A 26,217-nucleotide genomic window follows, 5' to 3' on the forward strand; every position below is an offset into this window, starting at 1 on the left:
CCAGACGTGAAGGCGATTTCCCAGTCCGAACCTGAATTCAGACCCGGTAACGAATCCAGGTTTGTCGCCATTGATGATCTGAGGGCCCGAAACGGACTCACCATCCAACTTGTGGCCGGAAACCTCGAACAAACCGCCTTGACGGTTCTTGAGCGTTACCCAGAATTAAAGGATGCCGTCTACACCCGGGGTGAGCGAAATGGTGAACCCTGGTTTATGGTAATATATGGACAATACCAGACGAGGACTGCAGCTCAGAACGCATTGTCGGAATTGCCTCAGGCCTTGAGGGGCCAGTCACCCTGGATTCGTTCCGCCGAAGGTTTATAGCGGCATTTTTTAAAATGGGATAACTCGTTGTTCCATAAGCCTCCCGGTTGGGAAAACCGGTTCCTTTTCCCCAAAATAGCTTCACTCTCATTTGAGTACGTATTTCTACGTGTGTAAAATAGCCAGCCCCCATTTTCAGTGTCAAAGGGTGGGTATTCGGTTTTGTGCCGATTAACTCTTTGATTGAAAAGCATTTCTACGCGAGAGAACGCTTATGATGACAGGTTTGTATCATCCCGACGAATTCAGGGACAACTGCGGATTCGGTCTGATCGCCCACATGAAGGGCGAGGCCAGCCACAAGTTGTTGCAAACTGCCATCGAGTCGCTGACCTGCATGACCCACCGAGGTGGTATCGCTGCAGACGGGAAGACCGGCGATGGTTGTGGCCTCCTGATCCAGAGCCCGGACACATTCCTGAAGAAGGCTGCCAAGACGGCCTTTGGCAAGGAGCCAGGCGATCTGTTTGCCGTGGGCCAGGTGTTTCTTAACCCGGACAGCGCCAAGGCAGAGGCTGGCCGTGCTGCGATTGAGAAACGCCTGACCGAGCAGGGCCTTGAGATCATGGGCTGGCGCGAGGTGCCAGTAGACGACAGCTGCCTCGGCCCCATGGCCCTTGATTGTCTGCCGCGCATTGAACAGGTTTTTGTTGTTCCTGCTGGCAAGGCCGAAAAAGAGTTCGCAATCAGCCTGTTTGTGGGCCGTCGGCATGCCGAGCGCGACATGGTCGACGATTCCGAGTTCTACATCTGTAGCCTCTCGCACCGGACGCTGGCCTATAAAGGGCTGATGATGCCGGCGGATCTGGCCAACTTCTACAAAGATCTTGGCGACCCGGATCTGGAAACCGCCATCTGCGTTTTCCACCAGCGCTTTTCAACGAACACCATGCCTCGCTGGCCTCTGGCGCAGCCGTTCCGGTACCTCGCCCACAACGGTGAAATCAACACCGTTGACGGGAACCGGAACTGGGCCATTGCCCGTGCTGCCAAGTTCAGTTCCCCGGACCTTCCGGATCTCCAGACGCTTCAGCCTCTGGTCAACCTGACCGGTTCTGACTCATCCAGCATGGACAACATGCTGGAGGTACTGCTGGCCGGCGGTGTTGATCTGTTCCGAGCGGTGCGAATGATGATTCCGCCTGCCTGGCAGAACGTCGACAGCATGGACTCGGAGCTTCGGGCGTTCTACGAATACAACTCCATGCACATGGAACCCTGGGACGGTCCGGCCGGCCTGGTAATGTCCGATGGCCGCTATGCGGTCTGTATGCTGGACCGCAATGGTCTTCGCCCGGCGCGCTGGGTTATTACCAAGGACGACTTCATCACCCTGGCCTCTGAGATCGGCACCTACGACTACCATCCGGATGATGTGGTGGCCAAAGGTCGTGTCGGGCCGGGACAGATGCTGGCGATTGATACCGAGTCTGGAGAAGTGCTTCATACCAAAGACGTCGATCAGCGGCTGAAGTCTGCACAACCCTACAAGAGATGGTTGCGGGAGAACGCGCTGCGCGTGGAAACCACCCTCAATCAGGAAACGCCTGATTTCAAGCTGATGGACGCGGATGAACTCCTGATTCATCAGAAGATGTTCATGGTGTCTTTCGAAGAGCGTGATCAAGTGCTTCGTCCGCTGGCCGAAAACGGCCAGGAAGCGGTCGGTTCCATGGGCGATGACACCCCCATGGCGGTCCTGTCCAGCAAGGTGCGTCACGTGGCGGACTACTTCCGACAGAAGTTCGCCCAGGTGACCAACCCGGCAATTGACCCGCTGCGCGAATCCATTGTGATGTCACTGGAAACCTGTCTCGGGGCCGAGCGTAACGTTTTCGAAGAAACCGCGGAGCATGCTGACCGGATTATTCTGACCACGCCGGTTCTGTCTCCGGCCAAGTTCCTCAAGATCACCAACAACGATCGCCCGGGATTCGAAGTCGCCCGTATTTCGATGAGCTATCGGCCCGAGCAAGGCCTCGAGCAGGCGATTCGACGGGTGTGCGAGGAAGCCGAGCAGGCAGTACGCGACGGCAAGGTGATTCTGGTTCTGACGGACAAGGACCTGATGGAAGGCGAGCTGCCCGTAAGTTCCATGATGGCAACCGGCGCCGTTCACCACCATCTGGTTGCCCAGGGGCTGCGCTGCGACTCCAACATCCTTGTGGAAACCGGCTGGGCGCGTGACCCGCACCATTTCGCTGTGCTGTTCGGCTTTGGCGCGACTGCAGTCTATCCGTATCTTGCCTATCAGGTTCTGAATGACCTGATCCGCACCGGCGAGTTGCTCATGGACCCGATTGAGGCCAAGAACAACTATCGCAAAGGCATCAACAAGGGCCTGCTGAAAATCCTGTCGAAGATGGGTATCTCAACGATGACCTCTTATCGGGGCGCCCAGTTGTTCGAGGCGATTGGTCTGGCCGACGAGGTCGTCGATCTTTGCTTCAAGGGAGTCCCAAGCCGTATCCAGGGTGCCAGCTTCTTCGATTTCCAGCAGGATCAGGAACAGCTGGCCGCTGTCGCCTGGAAGCCGCGCAAGCCGATTTCCCAGGGTGGGTTGCTGAAGTACGTCCATGGCCAGGAATACCATGCGTTCAACCCGGATGTTGTCGGAAAACTTCAGGAAGCAGTGACCAGTGGTGATTACGGTCACTACAAGGAGTACGCAGGCTTGGTTAACGAGCGGCCGGTCTCCACACTGCGCGATTTGCTGGGTTTCCGTAAGGACCTCAAGGCCATTGATCTGGATGACGTCGAGCCGGTTGAGAACATCTTCCCTCGCTTCGATTCCGCGGCCATGTCCCTGGGTGCCCTGTCTCCCGAAGCGCACGAGGCTCTGGCTGTTGCCATGAATACCCTGGGCGGTCGCTCGAATTCTGGTGAGGGCGGTGAGGATCCGGCCCGATATGGCACTGAGAAGCGATCAAAGATCAAGCAGGTTGCCTCGGGTCGTTTCGGGGTAACTGCTGAGTATCTGCGCAGTGCCGATGTCATGCAGATAAAAGTCGCCCAGGGCGCCAAGCCGGGTGAGGGCGGGCAGCTGCCCGGCGGTAAGGTGAATGACCTGATCGCACGCCTGCGCTATTCGGTGCCGGGAGTGACCCTGATCTCGCCACCGCCGCACCACGATATTTACTCGATTGAGGATCTGGCCCAGCTGATCTTTGATCTAAAGCAGGTCAACCCGTCAGCCCTGGTGTCGGTGAAACTGGTGTCCGAGCCGGGCGTCGGTACCATCGCCGCCGGCGTAGCCAAGGCCTACGCCGACCTGATCACCGTATCCGGTTACGACGGTGGCACGGCGGCCAGTCCGTTGACGTCCATCCGGTACGCTGGCTCGCCCTGGGAACTGGGGCTGACCGAAACCCAGCAGGCGCTTCGGGCGAATGACCTGCGGGGTAAGATTCGCTTGCAGACTGACGGTGGCATCAAGACCGGCCTGGATGTGGTCAAGGGCGCCATTCTGGGAGCCGAGAGCTTCGGGTTCGGTACCACCCCGATGGTGGCGCTGGGCTGCAAGTACCTGCGAATCTGTCACCTGAACAACTGCGCAACGGGTGTCGCTACCCAGAATGAGCACCTGCGAGAGGAACATTTCAAGGGTACGGTCGAAATGGCCATGAACTTCTTCCGCTTCGTCGCGGAAGAAACCCGGGAGTGGATGGCCAAGCTGGGCGTTCGGAGCCTGGAGGAACTGGTCGGTCGAGTTGACCTGCTGGAGCGCCTGCCGGGTGATACCGAGCGGCAGAAAAAGCTGGATCTCTCGCGTCTGTTGTCCAACGACCATATCCCTGCCGACAAGCCTCAGACCTGTCAGGTCGAGCGCAATCATCCGTTCGACAAGGGCACCCTGGCCGAGCAGATGGTCAAGGACACCGCAGCGGCGATCGAGAACAAATCGGGCGGGGCCTGGTCCTACCGGGTGACCAACTGCGACCGTTCCATTGGCGCTCGCCTCTCGGGTGAGATTGCCGCCAAGCACGGTAACCAAGGCATGGTGGACGCGCCGATTACTCTCGACCTTACCGGAACCGCGGGCCAGAGCTTTGGCGTCTGGAACGTCGGTGGCCTGAATCTTATCCTTGAGGGCGATGCCAACGATTACGTGGGCAAAGGCATGACCGGTGGCAAGCTGGTTGTGAAGCCGCCCCGTGGCAGTTCATTCAAAACCCAGGAAACGTCCATTGTTGGCAACACCTGCCTCTACGGTGCCACCGGGGGCAAGTTGTTTGCCGCAGGTACGGCCGGTGAGCGCTTCGCCGTTCGTAATTCCGGTGCCCACGCCGTTGTGGAGGGTGCCGGTGACCATTGTTGTGAATACATGACAGGTGGCTTGATCACTGTCCTGGGTGTTACCGGCCATAACTTTGGCGCTGGTATGACCGGTGGTTTTGCCTACGTGTTGGACGAGAACAACACCTTTGTGGACAAGTACAACCATGAGCTCGTTGAAATCCAGCGGATTTCGAGTGAAGACATGGAGTCCTACCGCAACCATCTGCGCGGTGTGATTCGTGAGCACATCTCGGAGACGGGCAGTGAGTGGGCAGAGCACATTCTTGAGAATTTCGACGACTACATCGGCCGTTTCTGGCTGGTTAAACCCAAGGCTGCCAATCTTCGCAGCCTGCTAGCCAGCACCCGGGCGCGTCCAGAATAAATGAACCGGGTCAAACAGGGTTTTGGGGTGCCCCGGGGGGGGGTGCCCTGGTCGAAATTGAGCTGATGAGAGCATCATGATGAAAGAACGACTGAGTAACGACTTCCAGTTTGTCGAAGTAGGACGGATTGACCCGAAGAAGGTACCGGCCAGGAAGCGAAAGCAGGAATTTGGTGAAATCTACCATCCGTATACCGCGGACAACGCCGCGAACCAGGCCCATCGCTGCCTGGAATGCGGTAACCCGTACTGTGAGTGGAAGTGCCCGGTTCATAACTACATTCCGAACTGGCTGAAGCTGGTTTCCGAAGGCAACATCATGCGGGCTGTCGAGTTGTGTCATCACACCAACTCGCTTCCTGAAGTTTGTGGCCGGGTTTGTCCTCAGGACCGTCTGTGCGAGGGTGCCTGCACCCTGAACGATGGCTATGGAGCCGTCACCATTGGTTCGGTCGAGAAATACATCACCGACACCGCGTTCGCTCTGGGCTGGAAGCCGGATATGTCCGCCGTCAAATGGACCGACCGGAAAGTGGCGGTCATCGGTGCCGGCCCCGCTGGCCTGGGTTGCGCCGATGTGCTGGTGCGAAATGGTGTGAAGCCGGTGGTGTTCGACATCTATCCGGAAATCGGAGGCCTGCTCACCTTCGGTATTCCCGAGTTCAAGCTGGAAAAATCTGTCATGACCCGTCGCCGCAAGGTGTTCGAGGAAATGGGCGTGGAATTCCGTCTGTCCACCGAGGTGGGCAAGGATGTCAGGCTGCAGGACATCATTGATGAGTACGATGCCGTGTTCATGGGCATGGGTACCTACACCTACATGAAGGGCGGATTCCCGGGTGAAAACCTGCCGGGTGTCTACGACGCCCTTCCGTTCCTGGTATCGAACGTCAATCGCCGTCTCGGTTTCGAGAAGGACGCCTCCGAATTCATCGATATGAAGGGCAAGCGTGTCGTGGTTCTCGGTGGTGGCGATACCGCCATGGACTGCAACCGTACTTCCATCCGGCAACAGGCCGAGAGCGTAACCTGCGCCTATCGCCGGGATGAGGCGAACATGCCGGGCTCACGTCGTGAGGTGGCCAACGCCAAGGAAGAGGGCGTCAAGTTCCTGTTCAACCGCCAGCCGATTGCCATTATCGGCGAGGACCGGGTTGAGGGCGTCAAGGTTGTCTCCACCCAGTTGGGTGAGCCTGATGAGAACGGTCGGCGCCGCCCCGAGGTGGTTCCCGGAAGCGAGGAAGTGATCCCGGCAGATGCCGTGCTGGTTGCCTTCGGCTTCCGCCCGAGTCCGGCCGACTGGTTCGACGAACTGAAGATCGGTACCGACGATTCAGGCCGGGTGTCGGCGCCTGAAGAGTCCGACTTTGCCTTCCAGACCAGTAACCCCAAAATCTTCGCCGGTGGTGATATGGTCCGGGGCTCCGACCTGGTCGTAACCGCTATCTGGGAAGGCCGTCAGGCTGCCGAAGGTATCATGGACTACCTGGATATCTGAGGGCAGGCTTGATCCCGATCAGAAGGGCGGCTTACTAAGGGTAAGCCGCCCTTTTTTATTGTGGCGAACGGGGTATCATTGCTCCCCATTCCACAGCACCATTTACTGACTGAGAACGCTGGACTTGTTATGACCGAGCTGAAAAATGATCGCTTCCTGCGCGCACTCATGCGCCAGCCAGTTGACCGGACGCCCGTATGGATGATGCGGCAAGCTGGCCGTTACCTTCCGGAGTACCGGGCAACACGCGCCAAGGCCGGCGACTTTCTCAGTCTGTGCAAGAACACGCCGCTCGCCTGCGAGGTGACGCTTCAGCCGCTGGAGCGTTATCCGCTGGACGCCGCCATTCTGTTCTCCGACATCCTCACCATCCCCGACGCCCTGGGTCTGGGGCTGTATTTTGAAACCGGTGAGGGCCCGAAGTTCAAGCGCACCATCCGCTCCGAGGCCGATGTGGCAGCACTGCCTACCTTAAACGCTGAGGTGGACCTGGACTATGTCATGAACGCCGTGTCCACGATTCGCGGCGCGCTCAATGGTAGCGTTCCACTGATCGGGTTCTCCGGCAGCCCCTGGACCCTGGCCACCTACATGATTGAGGGCGGCTCTTCCAAGGATTTCCGGGAAGCCAAGAAACTGATGTACGGTCAGCCCGACGTCATGCATCGCCTGCTCGACCACCTGGCTGATTCGGTGGTCGACTACCTCAACGGTCAGATCAAGGCCGGTGCCCAGGCGGTGCAGATTTTCGACACGTGGGGCGGTGTGCTAAGCAGCTGGGCCTATGAGGAATTTTCGCTGCGCTACATGAAGAAAATTGTGGATGGTCTGATTCGCGAGCGCGATGGCCGTCATATCCCGGTCATTCTCTTTACCAAGAACGGTGGTCAGTGGCTGGAGTCGATCGCTGATACCGGTGCCGACGCCGTTGGTCTCGACTGGACCACCGATATCGGCAACGCCCGCGCTCGCATTGGTGATCGTGTCACGCTTCAGGGCAATATGGACCCGGCCATGCTCTATGCGCCGCCGGCGCGCATTCGTCAGGAAGTGGCAGATATTCTTCGGCGCTTTGGCTCCGGTACCGGCCACGTGTTCAACCTTGGGCATGGCATTACGCCTGACGTTGATCCCGACCATGCCAAGGCGTTCATTGAGGCCGTGGTTGAACTGAGCCCCGAATATCATCGTTAACCGACGATATTTTGCCTCCCGGAGCGCAAGCTTTGGGAGGCACGCCTCCCTTCCGGATAATCCCGGTGGATGTGGCCTCCTGTCCAGTCTATAGTCAGTTAAAACAAGACTGGTCGACAGGAGTAGCCACTTGCCCTCCAAGCCCCCCGAAAAACGCCGATTCCATCGCATCGAGTTCGATGCCCCCTGCGAGTTGCATTGCCTGGATCGTGTCTGGGCAACCGAAGTGCTGGATATTTCCCTCAAGGGGGTTCTGGTCAAGCGGCCGGAAGGCTGGGATGTTCCGCTCATGCAGCCGTGTGAGGTGATTGTTCACCTGAACGAACATGAAGCGGCCATTGTCATGGCCGTGGAGTTGCGGCACGTGGAGCCGCACCGGCTTGGCTTCAAATGCCAGTACATCGACCTGGAGAGTGCTACTCATCTCAAGCGCCTGGTCGAACTCAATCTCGGTGACCAGGCGCTGCTGGAGAGAGAGTTTGCCCATCTGATTGAGTGAGGAGGGTCCGGCCTTGCAGTTGCTCTAGAGTTCCTCAAGGGCGGAGAGGGCGTCACTCAGCTTGGTAACCGGTATCACCTTCATGCCCGCGATGTCCTTGCGAGGAGCATTGGCCTTGGGCACCAGTGCCCGGGTAAAGCCGTGCTTCGCCGCCTCGTAAATCCGCTCCTGGCCACTGGGCACCGGCCGAATCTCGCCCGATAAACCCACTTCGCCAAAGATCACCAGATCCTGAGGCAGGGAGCGATCCCGAAACGAGGAAACGATAGCGGCCAGCAGCGCGAGATCGGCGCTGGTTTCGTTCACCTTCACGCCGCCGACCACGTTCACAAACACATCCTGATCCGATACGTGCATACCCCCGTGGCGGTGCAGTACGGCCAGCAGCATGGCCAGCCGGTTCTGGTCCAGGCCAACCGCAACCCGGCGCGGGTAACCGCCCTGGGCCATGTCCACCAGGGCCTGGATCTCCACCAGCATCGGCCGCGTGCCTTCCCAGACCACCATCACCACGCTTCCGGGCGCAGCCTCCTCACCCCGGTTCAGGAAAATGGCGCTCGGGTTTTTAACTTCCTTGAGACCCTGTTCGAGCATCGCGAACACCCCGAGCTCGTTCACTGCGCCAAACCGGTTCTTGATGCCCCGAAGCGTGCGATAACGGCTGTCGCTGGAGCCTTCCAGCAAAATGGAGCAGTCGATCATGTGCTCGAGGACTTTCGGTCCCGCCAGGCTACCGTCCTTGGTGACGTGCCCAACCAGGAACAGGATGGTGCCGGTCTGTTTCGCGAACCGGGTCAGGTAGGCGGCGCTTTCGCGAACCTGGGACACCGAACCAGGTGCCGACTCAATCTCCGCCACGTGCATGACCTGGATACTGTCGACCACCAGAATGCGGGGCCTTTCGGCCTCTGCTACTTGCATCACCCGCTCAACGCTGGTTTCTGACAGCATTTTCAGGTCGCCGGTGGGCAAACCCAGGCGCTTGGCACGCATGGCCACCTGCTGCAGGGATTCCTCCCCCGTCACGTAGAGGGCCGGAACACTGGCTGCCAGGTGGCAGACCGCCTGCAGCAGGAGGGTGCTTTTGCCGGCGCCGGGATGGCCGCCCATCAGGACGGCCGAGCCTTCAACCAGGCCCCCGCCCAGCACCCGGTCAAACTCCTGCATACCGGAGCTGATCCGGGGCTGTTCGGCCAGGCTGACGTCGTCCAGGCTCTTGATCTCGGACAGGCTGCCGGCGAACCCCTCAAAGCGAGCACCCCGGGCACCTTTGGTGCCGTTGCTGACGCCGCGAACTTCGCTGACGGTATTCCAGGCCTGGCAGGCCGTGCACTGGCCCTGCCATTTGGAATAGTCTGCACCGCACTCGGTGCAGACATAGGCGGTCCTGGTTTTTGCCATCAGGCCAGCTTCTTGTACTTCATGCGCTGCGGCACCATGGCCGAGTCGCCCTTACGCTTCTTGTGGTCTTCATCGTATTCGCTGAAGTTGCCCTCGAAGTACACCACCTCGCCATCGTCCTCGAACGCCAGGATGTGCGTGGCTACACGGTCCAGGAACCAGCGGTCGTGGGAGATGACCAGCGCCGCGCCCGGGAAGTTGAGCAGTGCTTCTTCCAGGGCCCGCAGGGTCTCGACGTCGAGGTCGTTGGTCGGTTCATCCAGCAGCAGCACGTTGCCACCCTGTTTCAGGAGCTTGGCCAGGTGCAGGCGGTTGCGTTCACCACCGGAGAGGTCGCCTACGCGCTTCTGCTGGTCGCTGCCCTTGAAGTTGAAGCGCCCGACGTAGGCCCGGGAGGGGGTCTCGTAATTGCCCACCTTGATGATGTCGTTGCCATCGGACAGTTCTTCCCAGACGGTCTTGTCGCCATCAAGGTCGCGCATCTGGTCGACGTAGGCCAGCTCGACGGTCTCACCGACGACAATCTCACCGGAATCGGGCTTGTCGTAACCGGCAATCATCTTGAACAGGGTGGATTTACCGGCGCCGTTACCACCGATAATGCCGACAATAGCGCCAGGCGGCACGCGGAATGACACGTCTTCGTACAGCAGGCGGTCATCGAACGACTTGCTGATGCCGTCCACCTCAATCACCTTGTCGCCGAGACGTGGGCCGGGTGGGATATACAGCTCGTTGGTCTCGTTACGCTTCTGGAACTCCTGGGAGCTCATTTCCTCGAAGCGGGCCAGACGGGCCTTGCTCTTGGACTGTCGGCCCTTGGCATTGCTGCGAACCCACTCGAGCTCGTGCTTGACGGCCTTCTGGTGCGCCGCTTCCTGCTTGGACTCCATTTCCAGGCGCTTCTCCTTGTTCTCCAGCCACTGGCTGTAGTTGCCCTCGAACGGGATGCCCTGGCCCCGGTCCAGTTCCAGGATCCAGCCGGCCACGTTGTCCAGGAAGTAGCGGTCGTGGGTGATGGCAACCACTGTCCCGCTGTAGTCATGCAGGAAGCGCTCGAGCCAGGCAACGGATTCCGCGTCGAGGTGGTTGGTGGGCTCGTCCAGCAACAGCATGTCGGGCCCGGAAAGCAGCAGGCGGCAGAGTGCAACCCGGCGACGCTCACCACCGGACAGATTCGTGACCTTCTGGTCCCACGCCGGCAGCCGCAGGGCGTCGGCGGCCACTTCCATCTTGCGTTCAATGTCGTGGCCGTCGGTGGCCTGGATGAAGGCCTCGAGCTCGCCCTGTTTCTTCGCGAGGGCGTCGAAGTCGGCATCCGGCTCGGCATAGGCGGCGTATACCTTGTCCAGCTCGGCCAGCGCGTCGTGCACGCCGGAAACCGCCTCGTCGACGATTTCCTTGACCGTCTTGGTGTCATCCAGTTCCGGCTCCTGGGGCAGATAGCCCACGTTGATGCCCGGCTGCGGCCGGGCCTCACCGATGTAATCCTGGTCCACGCCCGCCATAATCCGGAGCAGAGTGGACTTACCGGAGCCGTTGAGGCCGAGGACACCGATCTTGGCGCCCGGGAAGAAGCTCAGGGAAATGTCCTTGAGGATTTCACGCTTGGGCGGAACCACCTTGCCCACGCGGTTCATGCTGTATACGTACTGGGCCATAACGGGCTATGTCCTCTGTTGTAATCCGAGGTAAATAAAAGGAACTCGCAGATAAGCCTCGTAAGGTAGCGAAACCGGAAAGCTATAGCAATTGAGGGAAATCGCGGGTTGCGGTGTGACGGTTTCTGCGGAGGCCCCGCGGGGCCTATAAAAGATGATTTTTTACCCATTTGTAAGATAGAATAGCGGCCCAATTTTTCAGGGAGCCTGTGGAAATATCCAAAGCTCTCCGGGTCAGCCAAGCACACAGGGGCAGCGCATCCATGTTTAACCGTGATATGAAAATCGCCGGCTTTGACGACGAACTCTGGAACGCCATGCAGGCGGAAGAGAAACGCCAGGAAGCTCACATCGAGCTGATTGCATCCGAGAACTACACCAGCCCGCGCGTGATGGAAGCGCAGGGCAGCGTGCTGACCAACAAGTATGCAGAAGGCTACCCCGGCAAGCGCTACTACGGTGGCTGTGAGTACGTGGATATCGCCGAAGAGCTGGCGATTGATCGCGCCAAGCAACTGTTCGGTGCAGCGTATGCCAACGTGCAACCGCATTCCGGCTCCCAGGCCAATTCCGCGGTGTTCATGGCGCTGCTGAAGCCCGGCGATACCGTTCTGGGCATGAGCCTGGCCCATGGGGGGCACCTGACCCACGGTGCCAGCGTAAACTTCTCCGGCAAGATCTACAGCGCAGTTCAGTATGGCCTGAACCCGGAAACCGGATTGATCGACTACGACGAAGTTGAGGCCCTGGCCGTTGAGCACAAGCCGAAGATGATCATCGCCGGCTTCTCGGCCTACTCCCAGGAACTGGACTTTGCCCGTTTCCGCGAGATCGCTGACAAGGTGGGCGCCTACCTGTTCGTCGACATGGCGCACGTGGCAGGCCTTGTTGCGGCGGGTGTTTATCCTGACCCGATACCGCACGCCCACGTTGTGGCGACTACCACCCACAAGACTTTGCGCGGTCCCCGTGGTGGTCTGATCCTGGCCTGTGACGACGCCGACCTGCAAAAGAAACTGAACTCCGCGGTGTTCCCTGGTGGTCAGGGTGGTCCCCTGATGCACGTCATTGCTGCCAAGGCTGTCTGCTTCAAGGAAGCCATGAGCGATGAGTTCAAAGCCTATCAGCAGCAAGTGGTCAAGAACGCCAGTGCCATGGCTCAGGTGTTTATTGAGCGCGGCTATGACGTAGTGTCCGGTGGCACCAAGAACCACCTGTTCCTGCTCAGCCTGATCAAGCAGGACATCACCGGCAAGGATGCGGATGCGGCGCTTGGCCGTGCCCACATCACGGTCAACAAGAATGCGGTGCCCAATGACCCGCGTTCGCCGTTTGTCACCTCCGGTCTGCGTATCGGCACGCCGGCCATTACCACTCGTGGTTTCGGCGAATCCGAGTGCCGTGACCTGGCGGGCTGGATCTGTGACATCCTCGACAACCTTGAAGACGAAGCCGTGAATACCCGCGTGCGCGAGCAGGTTGCTGCTCTGTGTGCCCGATTCCCGGTCTACGGCTAAAATTCAGGCAAGACCTGATGCGTCGGACGCATAAATGGGCGTCCGACGCTGACCTCCTCTCCGGAGTTTCTGACTATGCATTGTCCCTTCTGTGGTGAAGCAGATACCAAGGTAATTGACTCGCGCCTCGTTGCCGAGGGCGATCAGGTGCGTCGCCGTCGGGAATGCCTGTCGTGCCATGAGCGCTTCACCACATTTGAGACTGCTGAACTGGTGATGCCCCGCGTCGTCAAGCAAGACGGCATCCGCCAGCCCTTCGACGAGGAAAAGCTTCGATCCGGCATCATGAAAGCGCTGGAAAAACGTCCGGTAAGCATCGAGCAAATTGATGCGGCTTTGAATCGCATCAAATACCGGCTCCGTGCGACCGGTGAGCGGGAGGTCAAGTCAATGCAGTTGGGTGAGGAGGTGATGACCGAGTTGCGACAGCTCGACAAGGTTGCCTACGTCCGCTTTGCGTCGGTTTACCGCAGCTTCCAGGACATCAACGAGTTCAAGGAAGAGATTGAGCGGCTGTCGGCGACCAACGGCGAGAATGCTGTGGATGTCGCCAAGGCGCTGGCCGATAACCATTCGGCGAAAGGAAAAGCATGACCGAAGTTCGTGACCGGGCCATGATGGCGCGGGCCGTCCAGCTTGCCTGGCGCGGCCGCTATTCAACGCATCCGAACCCCAGGGTTGGCTGTGTTATCGCCCGTGGCAACGAAATCCTCGGTGAGGGGTGGCACGAGCGGGCCGGGGAAGCCCATGCAGAAATCCGTGCTTTGAGCCAGGCTGGGCCGTCGGCTCGCGGCGCAACGGCTTATGTGACGCTTGAGCCATGCAGCCATTTCGGGCGGACGCCGCCCTGCGCAAGGGCACTGATCGACGCGGGTGTGGCCCATGTGTTTGCGGCCACCAAGGACCCCAATCCGTCGGTATCCGGGCGCGGTCTTGAGTTACTGCGTGAATCTGGCATTCAGGTCACCGAAGGGTTATTGGCGGACGAAGCCGCTCGACTGAATCCGGGTTTCATGAAACGCATGAATACCGGCCGCCCCTGGGTGCGCCTGAAGATGGCCGCCAGTCTTGATGGCCGCACGGCGATGGCCTCCGGCGAGAGTCAGTGGATTACCGGTGGTGAAGCCCGTCGGGATGTCCAGCGTCTGAGGGCGATCAGCGATGCCATTGTCACCGGCGTCGGCACGGTGCTGGCCGACGATCCATCGCTCACGGTCAGAAGAGAGGAGCTGGGCGACATTGGCGATGCCACCGAACCGTCCCGGCAGCCACTGCGGGTGATCGCTGATAGGGATGCCCGGACACCGCCTTCCGCAAACATCCTGCAGGGCGGCAACGTCCAGGTGTTCTGCGCCTCGTCCACACTGGCGACGGCGCCCGCCCAGGACCTGGCCGCCCTTGGCATCAGCATCAACGGGGTGGCCTGGAAAGATAACGGCATTGATGTCGCGGAACTGCTGGACTCCCTTGGCGAGCTGGGCATCAATGAATTACTGGTGGAAGCAGGCCCGACGCTCGCGGGAACGTTTATCAGCGAAGGCCTGGTGGATGAGCTCTGGCTCTATCAGGCCCCGGTCTTTCTGGGCAGCACTGGGCGACCTACCGCGCATTTGCCACTGGAATCGATGGCAGACAAGGTGCAGTGGAAGGTGCTGGATCGACGTCAGGTGGGTGAGGATCAGCGCTTGATCCTGGCACGCCGGTAATCATTAAATTCACGGTGTCCCGACAGTCAGTGGCTGCGGGCCAGCCGCAAGGGTGCAAAACCGTATGGCACTGAACAGCATTGAAGACATTATTGAAGACATCCGTCAGGGCAAGATGGTCATCCTGATGGACGACGAGGATCGCGAAAACGAAGGCGACCTGGTGATGGCTGCCGAACACTGCTCGGCTGAAGCCATCAATTTCATGGCGCGCTTCGGTCGGGGCCTTATCTGTATGCCTATGACCCGTGATCGCTGCGAGCAGTTGGGGCTTCCGCTGATGGTGCAGCAGAATGCCTCGGGATTCGGCACCAAGTTCACGCTGTCGATTGAGGCCAAAGAAGGCGTAACGACTGGCATCTCCGCCGCCGATCGTGCCCGTACCGTACAGGCTGCAGTCGCCCGTGACGCCAAGGCGTCGGATCTGGTTCAGCCGGGTCACATCTTTCCGTTGATGGCGGATCCGGGTGGTGTGCTCAGCCGCGCCGGGCATACGGAGGCTTCCTGTGATCTGGCGGCACTGGCCGGCTCAGAGCCGGCGGGTGTCATTTGCGAGATCATGAACGACGATGGCTCCATGGCCCGTCGGGAGGATCTCGAGCGTTTTGCGGAGGAGCACGATCTCAAGATTGGCACCATCGCCGACCTGATTCACTACCGCACCATGAACGAGCGTACCATCGAGTGTGTGGAAGAAAACAAGCTGGACACCGAGTATGGCGAGTTCAGCCTGCGGACCTACCGGGACAACATCCAGGGCTCCACCCATCTGGCCATGGTCATGGGAGAGATCAGTGCTGACGAACCGGTTCACGTCCGCGTGCACATCACCGACACGCTGAGAGACCTGTTGGGTGCCCGCCGCAAGGATTCCCGCAGCTGGCCTTTGCACCATGCCCTGGAAAAAGTGGCCGCAGAAGGCAAGGGTGTCGTGGTGCTGCTGAACAGTGCAGAAGACAGCTACAACCTGGAAGATCGCATCCACGAGTTCTTTGACGAGGGGCAGGGCTCCGCTGGAAAGGGCAGCTCCGGCGTCTATTTCACGGTCGGCACCGGCTCGCAGATTTTGCGGGATATCGGTGTCGGCAAGATGCGCCTGTTGAGCCCGCCGATCAAGTTCTCCGCCATCTCCGGTTTTGATCTGGAAGTGGTTGAATACGTTCCCTATACCCCCGAATGATGAATCCGGTCAGGGCCTTAGTGCCCTGACCCGTTAAGGAGCCATGCATGGCAGATATCAAAGTAATTGAAGGTGACTTTACCCAGTGCAGCGGTCGTTACGCACTGGTGGTGGGCCGGTTTAATGGCTTCGTCGTCGAGAGCCTGGTTGAAGGTGCCATCGACACCCTGCGTCGCCACGGGATTTCCGACGATGACATTGTCATTATCCGGGTACCGGGTGCCTACGAGATGCCGCTGGCCGTAAAGCGTGTGGCCGAGACTTCGAACTACGACGCCATTATCGCGCTTGGCGCTGTGATCCGCGGTGGTACGCCGCATTTCGAGTATGTTGCGGGTGAGGCAGCCAGTGGTTTGGGGGCGGTCAGCCTCGAGACCGATGTGCCGGTTACCTTCGGCGTTCTGACCGTGGATTCCATCGAGCAGGCCATTGAGCGTTCAGGCACCAAGGCCGGTAATAAAGGCGCCGAAGCGGCGATTACTGCGCTGGAAATGGTCAGCCTGTTCAAGAAACTGGGTGAGTAATGAGCGCAACTGACGACAACACCCCCCAGCCGGCGCCGACCGGTCAGCCTAAAGCGGGCGACCGTCGCCGTGCGCGCGCGCTGGCGATGCAGGGCCTGTATCAGCGACATTTCAGCAAGAGTTCGATCTCGGATATTGAAGCCGAGTTCATGGTCGATAACGACATGAGCAAGGTAGACCAGCTGTATTTCCGCGACTTGCTCCGTGGTGTGCATCGCGAGCAGGCCGACCTGGATAAGCTCCTGGAACCTTTTCTTGACCGTCCGCTTCACGAAGTCGATCCCATTGAGTTGGCCATTGTGCGCCTGGGCGCCTATGAGTTGAAGCACCGATTGGACGTTCCCTACAAGGTGGTGATCAACGAAGGCATCGAAATGGCCAAGCGCTTTGGCGGTACGGAGGGGCATAAGTTTGTAAACAGCATTCTGGACAAGCTCAGTCGCCGTTTACGCCTGGCCGAGACGCGTCCCCGATAGGGTATGGGCGAATTCGAGCTGATCCGTCGGTATTTCCAGCCGATAGCGGACTCGCTTCCCAGCGGCGCGTTGGTGCTCGGGCCGGGGGATGACTGCGCCATTCAGCGAATTCCTGCTGATCACGATCTGGTGTTCTCCATCGATACTGTGGTGGAGGGCATCCATTTCCCCGAGGCCTTTCCGGCCGACCATCTTGCCTGGCGGGCTCTTGCGGCTGCCGCCAGTGATCTGGCCGCGATGGGGGCGGAGCCCGTTTGCTTCACCCTCGCATTGACCTTTCCCGCCGCAGATGAGCAGTGGTTGTCAGACTTCGCCCGCGGGCTTGCCGACGCAGCCAGGACCTTCCGTCTGTCGCTGGCCGGCGGCGATACAACCCGCGGACCCTTGACCCTGAGCCTTCAGGTCCACGGTACCGTCCCACGGGGGACTGGAATAAGGCGTTCAGGTGCGCAAGTGGGGGATCTGATCTGTGTCTCCGGGACCCTTGGCGACGCCGGCGCGGCGCTGGATTATCTGGACGAGCAGCAGCCATCTGACGACGCGAAGGCGGTGCTCAAACGCTACCATCATCCTTGTCCACGCTTGGAACTGGGGCAGGCACTTGCGGGTATTGTGACTTCGGCTATAGATATTTCGGATGGGCTGCTGGCAGATCTCGGACATGTGCTCGAAGCCTCCGGCGCGGGCGCCACGATTGACCTGTCGACGGTTCCACTTTCGCCTGCGTTGCGCCGGCTAAAGGGCGATCAGGCACTCGGCTTCGGATTGAGAGCCGGTGACGACTACGAATTGTGCGTGACTATCCCCCCCTCTCGATGGAGCTCTGTACCCGAGGCAATAGGGCAGCATTTGACGGTGATCGGGGCAATTGAGGCCGAATCGGGTCTGCGTTTGACCGGCGGCAGCGCAAAGATTGACGATGCGGGCACCGGGTTCGACCATTTCAGGAGAGAGTCATGAGTCAGGAGGATCAGTTCCCCGAGCCGGATCTGCCGAAGGCATTGCTACCGCCGGGGTTCCTCAAGAACCCGGTCCATCTGCTTGCGTTCGGTTTCGGTAGTGGCGCGGCAGCGCGCGCACCGGGAACCTGGGGCAGTCTGGCCGCCATCCCTTTCTGGTATGCCTTTGCATGGCTGCCCGCGGCTGTCTACTGGGCCATCGTTCTGGCGGCTTTTCTGGTTGGTATCTGGTTGTGTGGAAAAACCGCCCGGGACCTGAAAGTCCACGACCACGGAGGCATTGTCTGGGACGAGTTTGTGGGAATGTGGATTGCCCTGGGCCTGTTCCCGGACCAGCTCGCGGGTGTGTTGCTGGCGTTTGCGCTCTTCAGGCTGTTCGATGTGGTCAAACCCTGGCCGATCAGTTGGCTCGATGACCGGCTCCCCGGTGGTCTTGGCATAATGATTGACGATGTGGTGGCGGGATTTATGGCGATGGCGTCCATGTTCGCCATTGACCGATGGTTGATGCCGGTCATTGTGTGAACGGACTAATGCGGGAATTCCGTGGCCCCTTAATGGAGTTGCTGGTCCTCCGGTAAAAGCCTCACAACGTGCAGAAAACGCCTGAGGCCGGTTTCCGCACGCTCTCTTGAGGCAAAGGGGCCGCTGTCAAAGCCTTCCCGAGTGGTGAAATACCACTTACTGCCTACGCAAAAGAACCGGCTACTTCTGAAGGGGACTGGCCCTGCTTCCCCTGATCTGCTTTGGGTGTCCATAGCTTCTCCTGTGCCCGATCCTATCTGGTCCATACCGGGCGCCACATTTGTACTGCCGATCTGTTTAAAATTAATCCAATTGAGGACGAATTCAACATTTTTTTACATTTTTACGGGGTGGGTCTCAAACAGGATCTGCCTATACGGCACGGCGTCACTGCAACAGATTGAAATGGCCGGCTTGCCCTCTTCAGAAGCACTCGTCAGAATGCAATCAAACGGATGCTAACCTCTAGGCCTTTCCCTCGTATATCAAGGAGATTTCATGAGTATCTTTCACCTATTGACGGCCCTGAAACCGGGTAGATCTAAAGCGGGACAGAGTGCCCGGTTTATCGTGGCTTTCGGTCTTCTGTTGGCAATGGCTGGCTGTTCTTCAACGCTTTCCAGGGTAGAGACATGGGACGGCGAGCCGGCGGCGGCAGCCAATGCTGCAACGCTCAAGGCGCCGGGAGCGATTCAGGTGTCCCGCATTAACGGCCGCAATATGAGCAACTTTCTGATGGATGATCTCCCCCTTGATTACGCGCTACTGCCGGGAGAGAACGAGGTCATCTTTACTTACAAGACCATCTGGGCTAAATCTGGTGTGGTTGAAAATGGCGAGTCCAAGGTTCATGTGTACACGAGCGAGCCCCGGGTCGTTCGCTTCAACGCGGAGCAGGACGAGGTTTACCGTTTCCAGTTCGATCAGCCTGAATCCCGGTCGGAAGCCGAGCAGATGGCCGAGGACTTCGTGGCAACGGTGGTGACCGTGGACGGCCAGGAAGTCGTTGCGGAATCGAGCGTATGGACCCCCGCCGTCGCGTCCGACCGCACCCCGATACCCGAAGGCGGACAGGTTGGTTCGGCCGAAACCACTGCACTTGAGACTCTGAAATCGGTCTGGGCAACGGCCACCGAAGAAGAGAAGAAGGCGTTTTTGCGCTGGGCCTTCGAATAAGCGGTTCGGGTCTGCCTCTCCGGGTAGGCCCACACCCTACGTCCGAAAGCGGTGAAGGGTTTTCTTGAGCACGCCCTCCAATGCGGTCAGAACGTCATCGGTCAACGTCTGGTGAGGTGACTCTGCATCGTTCTCCAGGTCTCCATCGAAACCGGGGTTCTGTGCAGCATCTTCGATGGCGTCGAGGCTCTCAGTAACGTATCCCTCCAGTGAACCACCCTCCGCCACAACATCCGGACAGAGCGTAAAATTGATTGTCAGCCTTCCCTGGTAACTCACTGCGACAATGACCAGCCCCATGCTGTCGAACAGCGGCGCGGTGTTGTACTGCTGGATGAGCCTGGCGCCTTGCAGATAGAGTGGCACCTGCGGACCGGGGACATTGGTGATCGGAAGATTGAATGCGGGCTGGTAGCGCTGGGCAATTTGCAGTTCGGAATACAGTCGGGCCGACAAAGCCAGCATCGTTGACGGCAGCAATTCCGTCAGCCGGTCGGCCGCAATGGCCTCCCGGTAGGGTTCCGAAGCGACTGCGTTCCGGTGGATCTTGCGAATGCGCTGGGCTGGATCGGACTCGCTGGTCGATAGGTCCAGCAGCATTGCGGACATCTGGTTGCCGGTCGCCCTTCGAAGGCTGTTGGAGCGCACGGATATAGGGGTCATGGCAACCAGCGACCTGCTGGTGTCAGCGCCATGCTCGGTGCTGTAACGGCGCAAAGCCTCGGCACACAGGCCCAGAACCACATCGTTGAGAGTAACGTCTCCCAGGGTTGCCTTGATGGCCTTGAGTCGGGACAGGTCCACACTGGTTGAAACGATCTGCCGGTTGGCGGTGATCTGCCGGTTGAACGGGCTGTGCGGAGCCGAGAACAACGGAAAGGGCATGGGCAGCTTGCGCAACTGCTTCTGGATCAGGCCCCTTGTGGTGGCTTCCGCGGCGTTGAAGGCTAGGGAGGTGAACTGGAGCGGCGTTCTCAGTATGTTGGCGCCGGCCTGGAGGATGACCCGCTCCTCCGATGGTTCGGGGCGGGGATACCAGGGCCTGGGTGGTGTGATCGGCCTCGGCTCCGGTGTGTATTCCAGCAGTTTGCCGATGATGTCCTCACCGCTGAAGGCATCAATGGCGGCGTGGTGGAGTTTGACGATCAGGGCGAATCCCTGGCGATCCGATTCGTCGTCATCGAGCCTGAAGCCGTCTACAAACGTGATGTGCCATAGCGGTCTGTCCCGCTTGAGTGGCTCCTCCAGGATCTTTGAAGCCAGCGTCATCAGGCTGGCCCGTCGCCCGTGTTCGCCCAGATTGACGTAGGCAAGGTGCCGTTCAATGCTGAAATCCGGGTCATCAATCCAGTAGGGGCGGCCCAGCCGCAGGGGGATCTCTTTCAGCCGTTGGCGAAAAACAGGCACGACGTGAAGGCGGCTGCGGAGGTAAGCGACAAATGTGCTGAATGCCAGGGGCGTTGTTTGCTCACTGGCATCAAAAACGTAGATGCCGCCAATGTGCATCGGTGTCGTTTCGGATTCCAGATACAGGAACGAGGCATCCAGTTCGGACAGCTGCCGCATTAATGAACTCCCTTCGGCATGTTGGTTCGCACAAAGTATAAACGACCGGTCGGTGTTTTCGGTTGACTGGGATGCCGGATTTTCCGGCGTCCGGCAGTCACTCCAGTCAAAAGGGTTTCAGGTGCTCAGCGAGCTCCTGACGGCGTTATCCGTCGCCAACCGTTCCCAGAACCACATCAGGGCCTTGCCCTGGTCATCGGCGTGGCGTGCCAGGTGTAACAGAACGGATTGCCTCGGTTCGTGAACCTGCTTTTCAACAAGGCTGCCGCGGGCCAGGTGGTCGCGAATCCGGGACTGGGGCAGCCAGCCAACGCCAAGCCCCGACTCCTGAACGGCAATCTTCTGGTCGATGTTGGCCACGGTCAGGGTCCGTTGCCGCCGAAAAATGCCGGCATGGCCCGGCGGCAAGGATCTGGACGTGTCGGCAGCGACGGCCGCAGGGTACTGTGAAATGTCGTCCTCCGTCAGCGGGGTTTCTATTCTTGCCAGTGGATGGTCGGCAGCGACAACAAACACGAAGCGCATTTCGCCCAGAGGTCTGGTGGTGAAGTTGCCGGCGGGCTTGCTGAACTGGTCGGCACCGACGATCAGGTCAATCCGGCGGTCCTGCAGGGCATCCCAGGACCCCGCGAAGACCTCTTCGATTATCTGAACATCGACAGGAACACCCAGCTCGTAAAAATCCCGGACCGCAGGGAACAGGCATGCGGCAGGGAGCAAGGAGTTAAAGCCGATTCGCAGGCGGGTTTCCCAGCCCTGGGCCACCTGTTTGGTGGTGTGGGCGAGGTTTTCAGCGGCTTCCAGCAACGTGCGGCCTTCCTCAAGCAGGTAGCGACCGGCCGGGGTCAGGCTGGCCCTGTGACCACTTCGATCAAAAATGGCGACGTTCAGATCCTCTTCCAGCTTTTGCACGGTGTAGCTGATGGCCGAGGGGACCCGGAAGAGCTCGTTGGCCGCGCCGGCGAAACTGCCTTTGCGATCAATGGCGTCAAGGACTTTGAGGGCGTCTATGGTAATGGCTGTGTGCATGTTCGAAATATCTGAGGTTGTTGGCCAGAAATGCTTGTTTGAGAGGGTAGCAGGGTCCCCGGTATTCTTCCCGTTAAATGTAATGACGGTGTCTGGGCGGAAGGACTGCGAGAGCGGTGTTCAGGCAACGCCGATGATTATGACGGGAGTTATCTGATGGGTCTTCTGGTTGATGGCAAGTGGCACGACAAGTGGTATGACACAGATAAAACCGGTGGCAAATTCGAGCGGGAAGCCGCCCGCTTCCGGAACTGGGTGACGGCTGACGGCGCGCCCGGACCGTTTGGCGACGGCGGTTTCAAGGCTGAATCTGGCCGCTATCACCTTTATGTTTCCATGGCATGCCCCTGGGCCCACCGGACCCTGATTTTTCGTAAGCTGAAGGGGCTGGAGGCTCATGTTTCGGTCTCTGTGGTTCACCCGGACATGGTGGAAAACGGGTGGGAATTCCGGCCCGAGGCGGATGTCCATAGGGATCACCTGCATGGTTTCCGCTTCCTGCACCAGGTTTACACCAAGGCCGCGCCGACCTATTCCGGGCGCGTGACGGTTCCGGTGTTGTGGGACAAGCAGAAGCACACCATTGTCAGCAATGAATCCGCCGAGATTATCCGGATGTTCAATTCTGCCTTCAACAACCTTGATGGCGTGCGCGCGGATATCGATTTCTACCCGGAGGCACTGAAATCGGAGATTGGCGAGGTGAACGAGCGGGTGTACCACACCGTCAACAATGGAGTGTACAAGGCAGGATTTGCCACTGCGCAGGACAAGTACGAAGAGGCGTATGCCGAACTGTTTCGGTCGCTGGACTGGCTGGAGGAGCGGTTGTCGTCCCGCCGGTACCTGGTTGGTGGCGCGTTAACAGAGGCAGATTGGCGTCTGTTCACTACTTTGATCCGCTTTGACGCTGTGTATTTCAGCCACTTCAAGTGTAACCGTCAGCGCATTGCCGATTTCCCGGCCTTATCCGGTTACGTGCGGGATCTTTACCAGGTTCCTGGTGTGGCCGAAACCGTGGATATCGCGCAGATCAAGCGCCACTATTACGTAAGCCAGCGCACCATCAATCCGACCCAGATCGTCCCCGTGGGGCCGGCGCTGGATTTCGACGCGCCCCATGGGCGGGAGGGCCTTAGCTAACCCGCGCGACAGCCACCTCGGTCAGGAGTTCGAGCGCAGTTCTGTGCGGAGAATCGGGCAGGCTGGACAGGCAGTCTGCCGCCTTGGTGGCCTCGTCTCTGGCGCGGGTCATGGTGTACTCCAGCGCGCCGGAGCTTTCCACAACCGCCAAGATCCTGGACAAGTCATCAAGGCCGCCTTTGCGGATGGCCTGGCGGATGAGTTGTCGCTCCTGTTCGTCGCCGTTGGCCATGGCGTGAATCAGGGGTAGTGTGGCCTTTCCCTCGGCCAGGTCATCCCCCACATTCTTCCCCATGGTTTCGGCATCACCCCGGTAATCCAGAACGTCGTCCACCAGTTGGAATGCCAGGCCCAGGTGCTTGCCGTAGTCGCGCAGCGCGTGTTCCTGCCGGGTTTCGGCGCCGGCCAGCAGGGCACCTGTGTGCGAGGCGGCTTCAAACAGCATGGCGGTCTTGTTGTGAATAACCTTCATGTACTGATCTTCTGTGAGATCGGGATTTTTCACGTTCATCAGCTGCATGACTTCGCCTTCGGCGATCACGGCGGTCGCATGGGACAGAACATTCATGATCGGAAGGCTTTCAAGTTCCACCATCATCTCGAACGCGCGGGCGTAGAGGAAATCCCCTACCAGGACACTCGGGGCATTTCCCCAACGCGCATTGGCAGTGCTTCGGCCTCGCCGCATGTCCGAGGTGTCCACTACATCGTCATGGAGCAGAGTGGCGGTGTGCAGGAATTCGATCACCGCGGCCAGTTTCAGATGGTTGTCGCGGGTGTAGCCCATAGCCTGGCTGGAAAGCAGAACCAGTAGTGGTCTCAAGCGCTTACCGCCACTTTCGATAATGTATTGGGCGATTTTTTCGACCAGGGGGACGTCGGAGGCGAGCCGCTGAATGATCAGGTCATTAACGCGGCTGAAGTCCTCGGCCACGGTGTCGTATATGCGCTGGGCTGTCATGCGGCTTGTAGATCCCTTGCTGCTGTTTCGAGGAAACGGTTTTTGATAAAAAGGGCAGGTCGCGGCAATGCTAGGTATTGCCGCTTACAGTGTCAACTTGGCTTGTATTGCGAAGCGCCTTTTCGTACAATCACGCGCCCAACTCATCCCAACCTGCGCTCCCTGCTATAGGGTCGCCAGAGTGCTTCCCTTAGAACCAGGTGGATAAGAGCAGGGATGGGTCAATCGCGGAGAAGGTTAATGTACGCAGTTATTGTTAGCGGTGGTAAGCAGCACCGTGTAAAAGAAGGCGAAACTCTGAAGCTGGAAAAGCTGGAAGTTGAAACCGGTGGTAACGTGGAGTTCGATCGCGTTCTGTTGGTTGCCGATGGCGACAAGGTTCAGGTAGGCGCGCCGGTTGTTGATGGTGCCAAGGTTACTGCGGAAGTGGTTAGCCACGGCCGTCACGACAAAATCAACATCATCAAGTTCCGTCGTCGTAAGCACCACATGAAGCGTCAGGGCCACCGTCAGTGGTTCACTGAAGTCAAGATCACGGGTATCAAGGGCTAAGGCTCTCGAACCACCCCTTAAATCAGGAGGCTTGTAATGGCTCACAAAAAAGCAGCAGGTAGTACCCGTAACGGTCGCGATTCCGAGTCGAAACGACTTGGTGTGAAGCGCTACGGCGGCGAAACTGTACCTGCAGGCAGCATTATTGTTCGTCAGCGCGGAACGCGGTTCCACGCTGGTAGCAACGTAGGCATTGGCAAAGACCACACCCTGTTCGCGAAAGCGGAAGGTCAGGTGAAGTTCGAAGTCAAAGGCCCGCAGAGCCGTAAGTTCGTGAGTATCGTTCCGGCTGCGTAAGCAGCGGCGATCCGGTTCTGTCGAACCTTGGGCAGCATTGATATCCTGATATAGTCAGTTATCAACGTTGCCCGGAGCCCCGCAAAGCTTCCTTGAGGCTGCGGGGCTTTTTAGTTTATGCGCGCAGCGCAAAGGGTTTATCCATGAAATTCGTAGACGAAGCCACCATCATCGTTGAGGCCGGAAAAGGCGGGCACGGGTGCCTCAGTTTCCGGCGTGAGAAATACGTCCCCAAGGGTGGTCCCGACGGCGGTGACGGCGGGGATGGCGGCTCCGTGTATCTGGAGGCGGACGAGGCGTTGAACACGCTGATCGATTACCGGTTCCAGCGCAAACACAAGGCCCAGAATGGCGAGCCCGGCTCCGGCCGGAACTGTACGGGCACGAAAGGTGAGGACCTGGTGTTGCCGGTGCCGGTGGGCACCACCGTCGTGGATATGGATACCCATGAGGTTTTGGGTGATCTGACTCATGCCGGTGAGCGCCTGAAAGTTGCTCAGGCGGGTTTTCATGGTCTGGGCAACACCCGGTTCAAATCCTCGGTTAACCGTGCGCCGCGCCAGACCACCAAGGGTTCCGAAGGCGAGCTGCGGAACCTGCGCCTGGAGCTGAAAGTCCTTGCCGATGTTGGTTTGCTGGGTATGCCTAATGCGGGTAAGTCCACCTTTATCCGGTCGGTTTCTGCGGCTCGGCCCAAGGTGGCGGATTATCCGTTTACCACCCTGGTGCCCAATCTTGGTGTGGTCAGCGTTCAGGCCCATCAAAGTTTCGTGATTGCCGATATTCCGGGGTTGATTGAGGGTGCCGCCGAAGGCGCCGGCCTGGGTATCCGGTTCCTGAAGCATCTGGTGCGGACGCGGCTGTTGCTGCACCTGGTGGATGTGGCGCCTTACGATGGCTCCTCGCCGGTCGAGTCCGTGCGGGCGATCGAGCATGAGCTTGAGAAGTTCAGCGAGACTCTGGCCAATCGGGAACGGTGGCTTGTGCTCAACAAGGTCGATATGGTTTCCGAGGAGGACCGCGACGCCCATTGTCAGGCCATCGTTGATGAGTTGGGCTGGAAGGGGCCGGTGTTCCGCATCTCCGCGCTCAGCGGCGAGGGCACCAAGCCGCTTGTTCAGGCGGTCATGCGCTGGATTGAAGAGCAGGCCGAGGAAGAAGCTCAGAATCCGGAATTTGCGGAGCGCGAAGCTGCTCGTAGGCGTCAGATGGACGAAGAGGCCCGGGCCCGGATCGAGTCGGAGCGCCAGGCCCGCAGGGCTGCCCGGCAGGACGACGATGATGACGACGACTTCGACGACGACGATTACGATGTCGAAGTGGTTTACGCCCCCGAGTAAGTCGAGAGAAGTGCACGCAT

Annotated in this window: 24 protein-coding genes; 18 read left to right on the forward strand and 6 right to left on the reverse strand. The window is 59.1% G+C overall.

Translation table 11 applies throughout. The features are described from left to right. The 5 genes from K0B93_RS18855 to K0B93_RS18875 all read left to right on the forward strand — a co-directional run. On the forward strand, window positions 1-330 hold a 330-nt coding region (locus K0B93_RS18855; protein ID WP_219868791.1), incomplete at its 5' end, for an SPOR domain-containing protein. A gap of 214 nt (window positions 331-544) precedes the next feature. After that, complete coding sequence (gene gltB, locus K0B93_RS18860; protein ID WP_219868792.1) at window positions 545-4,993, forward strand: glutamate synthase large subunit; 4,449 nt, start codon at window positions 545-547, stop codon at window positions 4,991-4,993. 79 nt (window positions 4,994-5,072) lie between these two features. Beyond that, entirely contained in the window at window positions 5,073-6,491 is a 1,419-nt protein-coding gene (locus tag K0B93_RS18865) for an FAD-dependent oxidoreductase (protein WP_219868842.1), read from the forward strand. Between the two features lie 129 nt (window positions 6,492-6,620). Then, entirely contained in the window at window positions 6,621-7,685 is a 1,065-nt protein-coding gene (gene hemE / locus K0B93_RS18870) for a uroporphyrinogen decarboxylase (RefSeq protein ID WP_219868793.1), read from the forward strand. A gap of 130 nt (window positions 7,686-7,815) precedes the next feature. Further along, window positions 7,816-8,184: a PilZ domain-containing protein gene (locus tag K0B93_RS18875; RefSeq protein WP_219868794.1), complete on the forward strand. Its 369-nt coding sequence runs from the start codon at window positions 7,816-7,818 to the stop codon at window positions 8,182-8,184. Window positions 8,185-8,208: 24 nt separating this feature from the next. Here K0B93_RS18875 and radA read toward each other — a convergent pair whose 3' ends face one another. Both radA and ettA read right to left on the reverse strand, forming a co-directional pair. Further along, a complete protein-coding gene (radA, locus tag K0B93_RS18880; RefSeq protein ID WP_219868795.1) occupies window positions 8,209-9,585 on the reverse strand; it encodes a DNA repair protein RadA in 1,377 nt (458 codons plus the stop codon). Beyond that, a complete protein-coding gene (ettA, locus tag K0B93_RS18885; protein WP_219868796.1) occupies window positions 9,585-11,246 on the reverse strand; it encodes an energy-dependent translational throttle protein EttA in 1,662 nt (553 codons plus the stop codon). Before ettA ends, radA begins: the two co-directional genes overlap by 1 nt. Before the next feature lie 263 nt (window positions 11,247-11,509). On the opposite strand from ettA, the gene glyA reads away from it, so the two are divergent. From glyA to K0B93_RS18925, 8 genes are all read left to right on the forward strand, one after another. Then, a complete protein-coding gene (gene glyA, locus K0B93_RS18890) occupies window positions 11,510-12,763 on the forward strand; it encodes a serine hydroxymethyltransferase (protein WP_219868797.1) in 1,254 nt (417 codons plus the stop codon). A 75-nt stretch (window positions 12,764-12,838) separates the two neighbouring features. Then, window positions 12,839-13,357, forward strand: coding sequence for a transcriptional regulator NrdR (gene nrdR / locus K0B93_RS18895; RefSeq protein ID WP_219868798.1), 519 nt, complete (start codon window positions 12,839-12,841; stop codon window positions 13,355-13,357). After that, on the forward strand, window positions 13,354-14,469 hold the full coding sequence (ribD, locus tag K0B93_RS18900) for a bifunctional diaminohydroxyphosphoribosylaminopyrimidine deaminase/5-amino-6-(5-phosphoribosylamino)uracil reductase RibD (RefSeq protein ID WP_219868799.1): 1,116 nt from the start codon (window positions 13,354-13,356) through the stop codon (window positions 14,467-14,469). Before nrdR ends, ribD begins: the two co-directional genes overlap by 4 nt. Before the next feature lie 64 nt (window positions 14,470-14,533). Next, complete coding sequence (gene ribBA, locus K0B93_RS18905) at window positions 14,534-15,649, forward strand: bifunctional 3,4-dihydroxy-2-butanone-4-phosphate synthase/GTP cyclohydrolase II (protein ID WP_219868800.1); 1,116 nt, start codon at window positions 14,534-14,536, stop codon at window positions 15,647-15,649. Between the two features lie 47 nt (window positions 15,650-15,696). Continuing rightward, window positions 15,697-16,173: a 6,7-dimethyl-8-ribityllumazine synthase gene (ribE, locus tag K0B93_RS18910; RefSeq protein WP_219868801.1), complete on the forward strand. Its 477-nt coding sequence runs from the start codon at window positions 15,697-15,699 to the stop codon at window positions 16,171-16,173. After that, entirely contained in the window at window positions 16,173-16,649 is a 477-nt protein-coding gene (nusB, locus tag K0B93_RS18915; protein ID WP_219868802.1) for a transcription antitermination factor NusB, read from the forward strand. Before ribE ends, nusB begins: the two co-directional genes overlap by 1 nt. 3 nt (window positions 16,650-16,652) lie before the next feature. Then, the gene (gene thiL / locus K0B93_RS18920) at window positions 16,653-17,609 is read left to right on the forward strand and encodes a thiamine-phosphate kinase (RefSeq protein WP_219868803.1); all 957 of its coding nucleotides are present in this window, start codon (window positions 16,653-16,655) and stop codon (window positions 17,607-17,609) included. After that, window positions 17,606-18,133: a phosphatidylglycerophosphatase A gene (locus tag K0B93_RS18925; protein ID WP_219868804.1), complete on the forward strand. Its 528-nt coding sequence runs from the start codon at window positions 17,606-17,608 to the stop codon at window positions 18,131-18,133. The genes thiL and K0B93_RS18925 overlap by 4 nt, the downstream gene beginning before the upstream one ends. A 29-nt stretch (window positions 18,134-18,162) precedes the next feature. Here K0B93_RS18925 and K0B93_RS18930 read toward each other — a convergent pair whose 3' ends face one another. Further along, complete coding sequence (locus K0B93_RS18930) at window positions 18,163-18,399, reverse strand: DUF6316 family protein (RefSeq protein ID WP_324125972.1); 237 nt, start codon at window positions 18,397-18,399, stop codon at window positions 18,163-18,165. A 232-nt stretch (window positions 18,400-18,631) separates the two neighbouring features. On the opposite strand from K0B93_RS18930, the gene K0B93_RS18935 reads away from it, so the two are divergent. Next, a complete protein-coding gene (locus tag K0B93_RS18935) occupies window positions 18,632-19,309 on the forward strand; it encodes a DUF2057 family protein (RefSeq protein WP_219868806.1) in 678 nt (225 codons plus the stop codon). Window positions 19,310-19,345: 36 nt separating this feature from the next. On the opposite strand, the gene K0B93_RS18940 is transcribed toward K0B93_RS18935, so the two are convergent. Both K0B93_RS18940 and K0B93_RS18945 read right to left on the reverse strand, forming a co-directional pair. Next, window positions 19,346-20,875: a WS/DGAT/MGAT family O-acyltransferase gene (locus K0B93_RS18940; RefSeq protein ID WP_219868807.1), complete on the reverse strand. Its 1,530-nt coding sequence runs from the start codon at window positions 20,873-20,875 to the stop codon at window positions 19,346-19,348. A gap of 117 nt (window positions 20,876-20,992) precedes the next feature. Further along, on the reverse strand, window positions 20,993-21,904 hold the full coding sequence (locus K0B93_RS18945) for a LysR substrate-binding domain-containing protein (protein ID WP_219868808.1): 912 nt from the start codon (window positions 21,902-21,904) through the stop codon (window positions 20,993-20,995). A gap of 156 nt (window positions 21,905-22,060) precedes the next feature. Between K0B93_RS18945 and K0B93_RS18950 the strand changes: the two genes are divergently transcribed. Further along, complete coding sequence (locus K0B93_RS18950; protein WP_219868809.1) at window positions 22,061-23,047, forward strand: glutathione S-transferase family protein; 987 nt, start codon at window positions 22,061-22,063, stop codon at window positions 23,045-23,047. Here the strand turns inward: K0B93_RS18950 and ispB are convergent. Further along, window positions 23,040-24,008: an octaprenyl diphosphate synthase gene (gene ispB / locus K0B93_RS18955; protein ID WP_219868810.1), complete on the reverse strand. Its 969-nt coding sequence runs from the start codon at window positions 24,006-24,008 to the stop codon at window positions 23,040-23,042. The two genes, K0B93_RS18950 and ispB, sit on opposite strands and share 8 nt — an antisense overlap. 240 nt (window positions 24,009-24,248) lie before the next feature. Between ispB and rplU the strand changes: the two genes are divergently transcribed. The 3 genes from rplU to cgtA all read left to right on the forward strand — a co-directional run bounded on the left by rplU (window position 24,249) and on the right by cgtA (window position 26,197). Then, window positions 24,249-24,560, forward strand: coding sequence for a 50S ribosomal protein L21 (rplU, locus tag K0B93_RS18960; RefSeq protein WP_219868811.1), 312 nt, complete (start codon window positions 24,249-24,251; stop codon window positions 24,558-24,560). 36 nt (window positions 24,561-24,596) lie between these two features. Further along, complete coding sequence (gene rpmA, locus K0B93_RS18965; protein ID WP_219868812.1) at window positions 24,597-24,857, forward strand: 50S ribosomal protein L27; 261 nt, start codon at window positions 24,597-24,599, stop codon at window positions 24,855-24,857. 143 nt (window positions 24,858-25,000) lie between these two features. After that, window positions 25,001-26,197: an Obg family GTPase CgtA gene (cgtA, locus tag K0B93_RS18970; RefSeq protein WP_219868813.1), complete on the forward strand. Its 1,197-nt coding sequence runs from the start codon at window positions 25,001-25,003 to the stop codon at window positions 26,195-26,197. Window positions 26,198-26,217: the final 20 nt, after the last annotated feature.

Source organism: Marinobacter sp. F4218 (genome assembly GCF_019443085.1).
GTDB classification, from domain to species: Bacteria; Pseudomonadota; Gammaproteobacteria; order Pseudomonadales; family Oleiphilaceae; genus Marinobacter; species Marinobacter albus.

What these genes read in the sequence shown, in the direction of transcription:
- ribD (WP_219868799.1), top strand. Translation starts at nt 13,354, where the DNA reads ATGACCGAAGTTCGTGACCGGGCCATGATGGCGCGGGCCGTCCAGCTT.
- glyA (WP_219868797.1), top strand. Translation starts at nt 11,510, where the DNA reads ATGTTTAACCGTGATATGAAAATCGCCGGCTTTGACGACGAACTCTGG.
- ribE (WP_219868801.1), top strand. Translation starts at nt 15,697, where the DNA reads ATGGCAGATATCAAAGTAATTGAAGGTGACTTTACCCAGTGCAGCGGT.
- nrdR (WP_219868798.1), top strand. Translation starts at nt 12,839, where the DNA reads ATGCATTGTCCCTTCTGTGGTGAAGCAGATACCAAGGTAATTGACTCG.
- K0B93_RS18945 (WP_219868808.1), bottom strand. Translation starts at nt 21,904, where the DNA reads ATGCACACAGCCATTACCATAGACGCCCTCAAAGTCCTTGACGCCATT.
- ribBA (WP_219868800.1), top strand. Translation starts at nt 14,534, where the DNA reads ATGGCACTGAACAGCATTGAAGACATTATTGAAGACATCCGTCAGGGC.
- K0B93_RS18925 (WP_219868804.1), top strand. Translation starts at nt 17,606, where the DNA reads ATGAGTCAGGAGGATCAGTTCCCCGAGCCGGATCTGCCGAAGGCATTG.
- rpmA (WP_219868812.1), top strand. Translation starts at nt 24,597, where the DNA reads ATGGCTCACAAAAAAGCAGCAGGTAGTACCCGTAACGGTCGCGATTCC.
- rplU (WP_219868811.1), top strand. Translation starts at nt 24,249, where the DNA reads ATGTACGCAGTTATTGTTAGCGGTGGTAAGCAGCACCGTGTAAAAGAA.
- K0B93_RS18950 (WP_219868809.1), top strand. Translation starts at nt 22,061, where the DNA reads ATGGGTCTTCTGGTTGATGGCAAGTGGCACGACAAGTGGTATGACACA.
- K0B93_RS18930 (WP_324125972.1), bottom strand. Translation starts at nt 18,399, where the DNA reads ATGGACCAGATAGGATCGGGCACAGGAGAAGCTATGGACACCCAAAGC.
- K0B93_RS18935 (WP_219868806.1), top strand. Translation starts at nt 18,632, where the DNA reads ATGAGTATCTTTCACCTATTGACGGCCCTGAAACCGGGTAGATCTAAA.
- ettA (WP_219868796.1), bottom strand. Translation starts at nt 11,246, where the DNA reads ATGGCCCAGTACGTATACAGCATGAACCGCGTGGGCAAGGTGGTTCCG.
- cgtA (WP_219868813.1), top strand. Translation starts at nt 25,001, where the DNA reads ATGAAATTCGTAGACGAAGCCACCATCATCGTTGAGGCCGGAAAAGGC.
- K0B93_RS18865 (WP_219868842.1), top strand. Translation starts at nt 5,073, where the DNA reads ATGAAAGAACGACTGAGTAACGACTTCCAGTTTGTCGAAGTAGGACGG.
- thiL (WP_219868803.1), top strand. Translation starts at nt 16,653, where the DNA reads ATGGGCGAATTCGAGCTGATCCGTCGGTATTTCCAGCCGATAGCGGAC.
- K0B93_RS18940 (WP_219868807.1), bottom strand. Translation starts at nt 20,875, where the DNA reads ATGCGGCAGCTGTCCGAACTGGATGCCTCGTTCCTGTATCTGGAATCC.
- gltB (WP_219868792.1), top strand. Translation starts at nt 545, where the DNA reads ATGATGACAGGTTTGTATCATCCCGACGAATTCAGGGACAACTGCGGA.
- hemE (WP_219868793.1), top strand. Translation starts at nt 6,621, where the DNA reads ATGACCGAGCTGAAAAATGATCGCTTCCTGCGCGCACTCATGCGCCAG.
- ispB (WP_219868810.1), bottom strand. Translation starts at nt 24,008, where the DNA reads ATGACAGCCCAGCGCATATACGACACCGTGGCCGAGGACTTCAGCCGC.
- radA (WP_219868795.1), bottom strand. Translation starts at nt 9,585, where the DNA reads ATGGCAAAAACCAGGACCGCCTATGTCTGCACCGAGTGCGGTGCAGAC.
- nusB (WP_219868802.1), top strand. Translation starts at nt 16,173, where the DNA reads ATGAGCGCAACTGACGACAACACCCCCCAGCCGGCGCCGACCGGTCAG.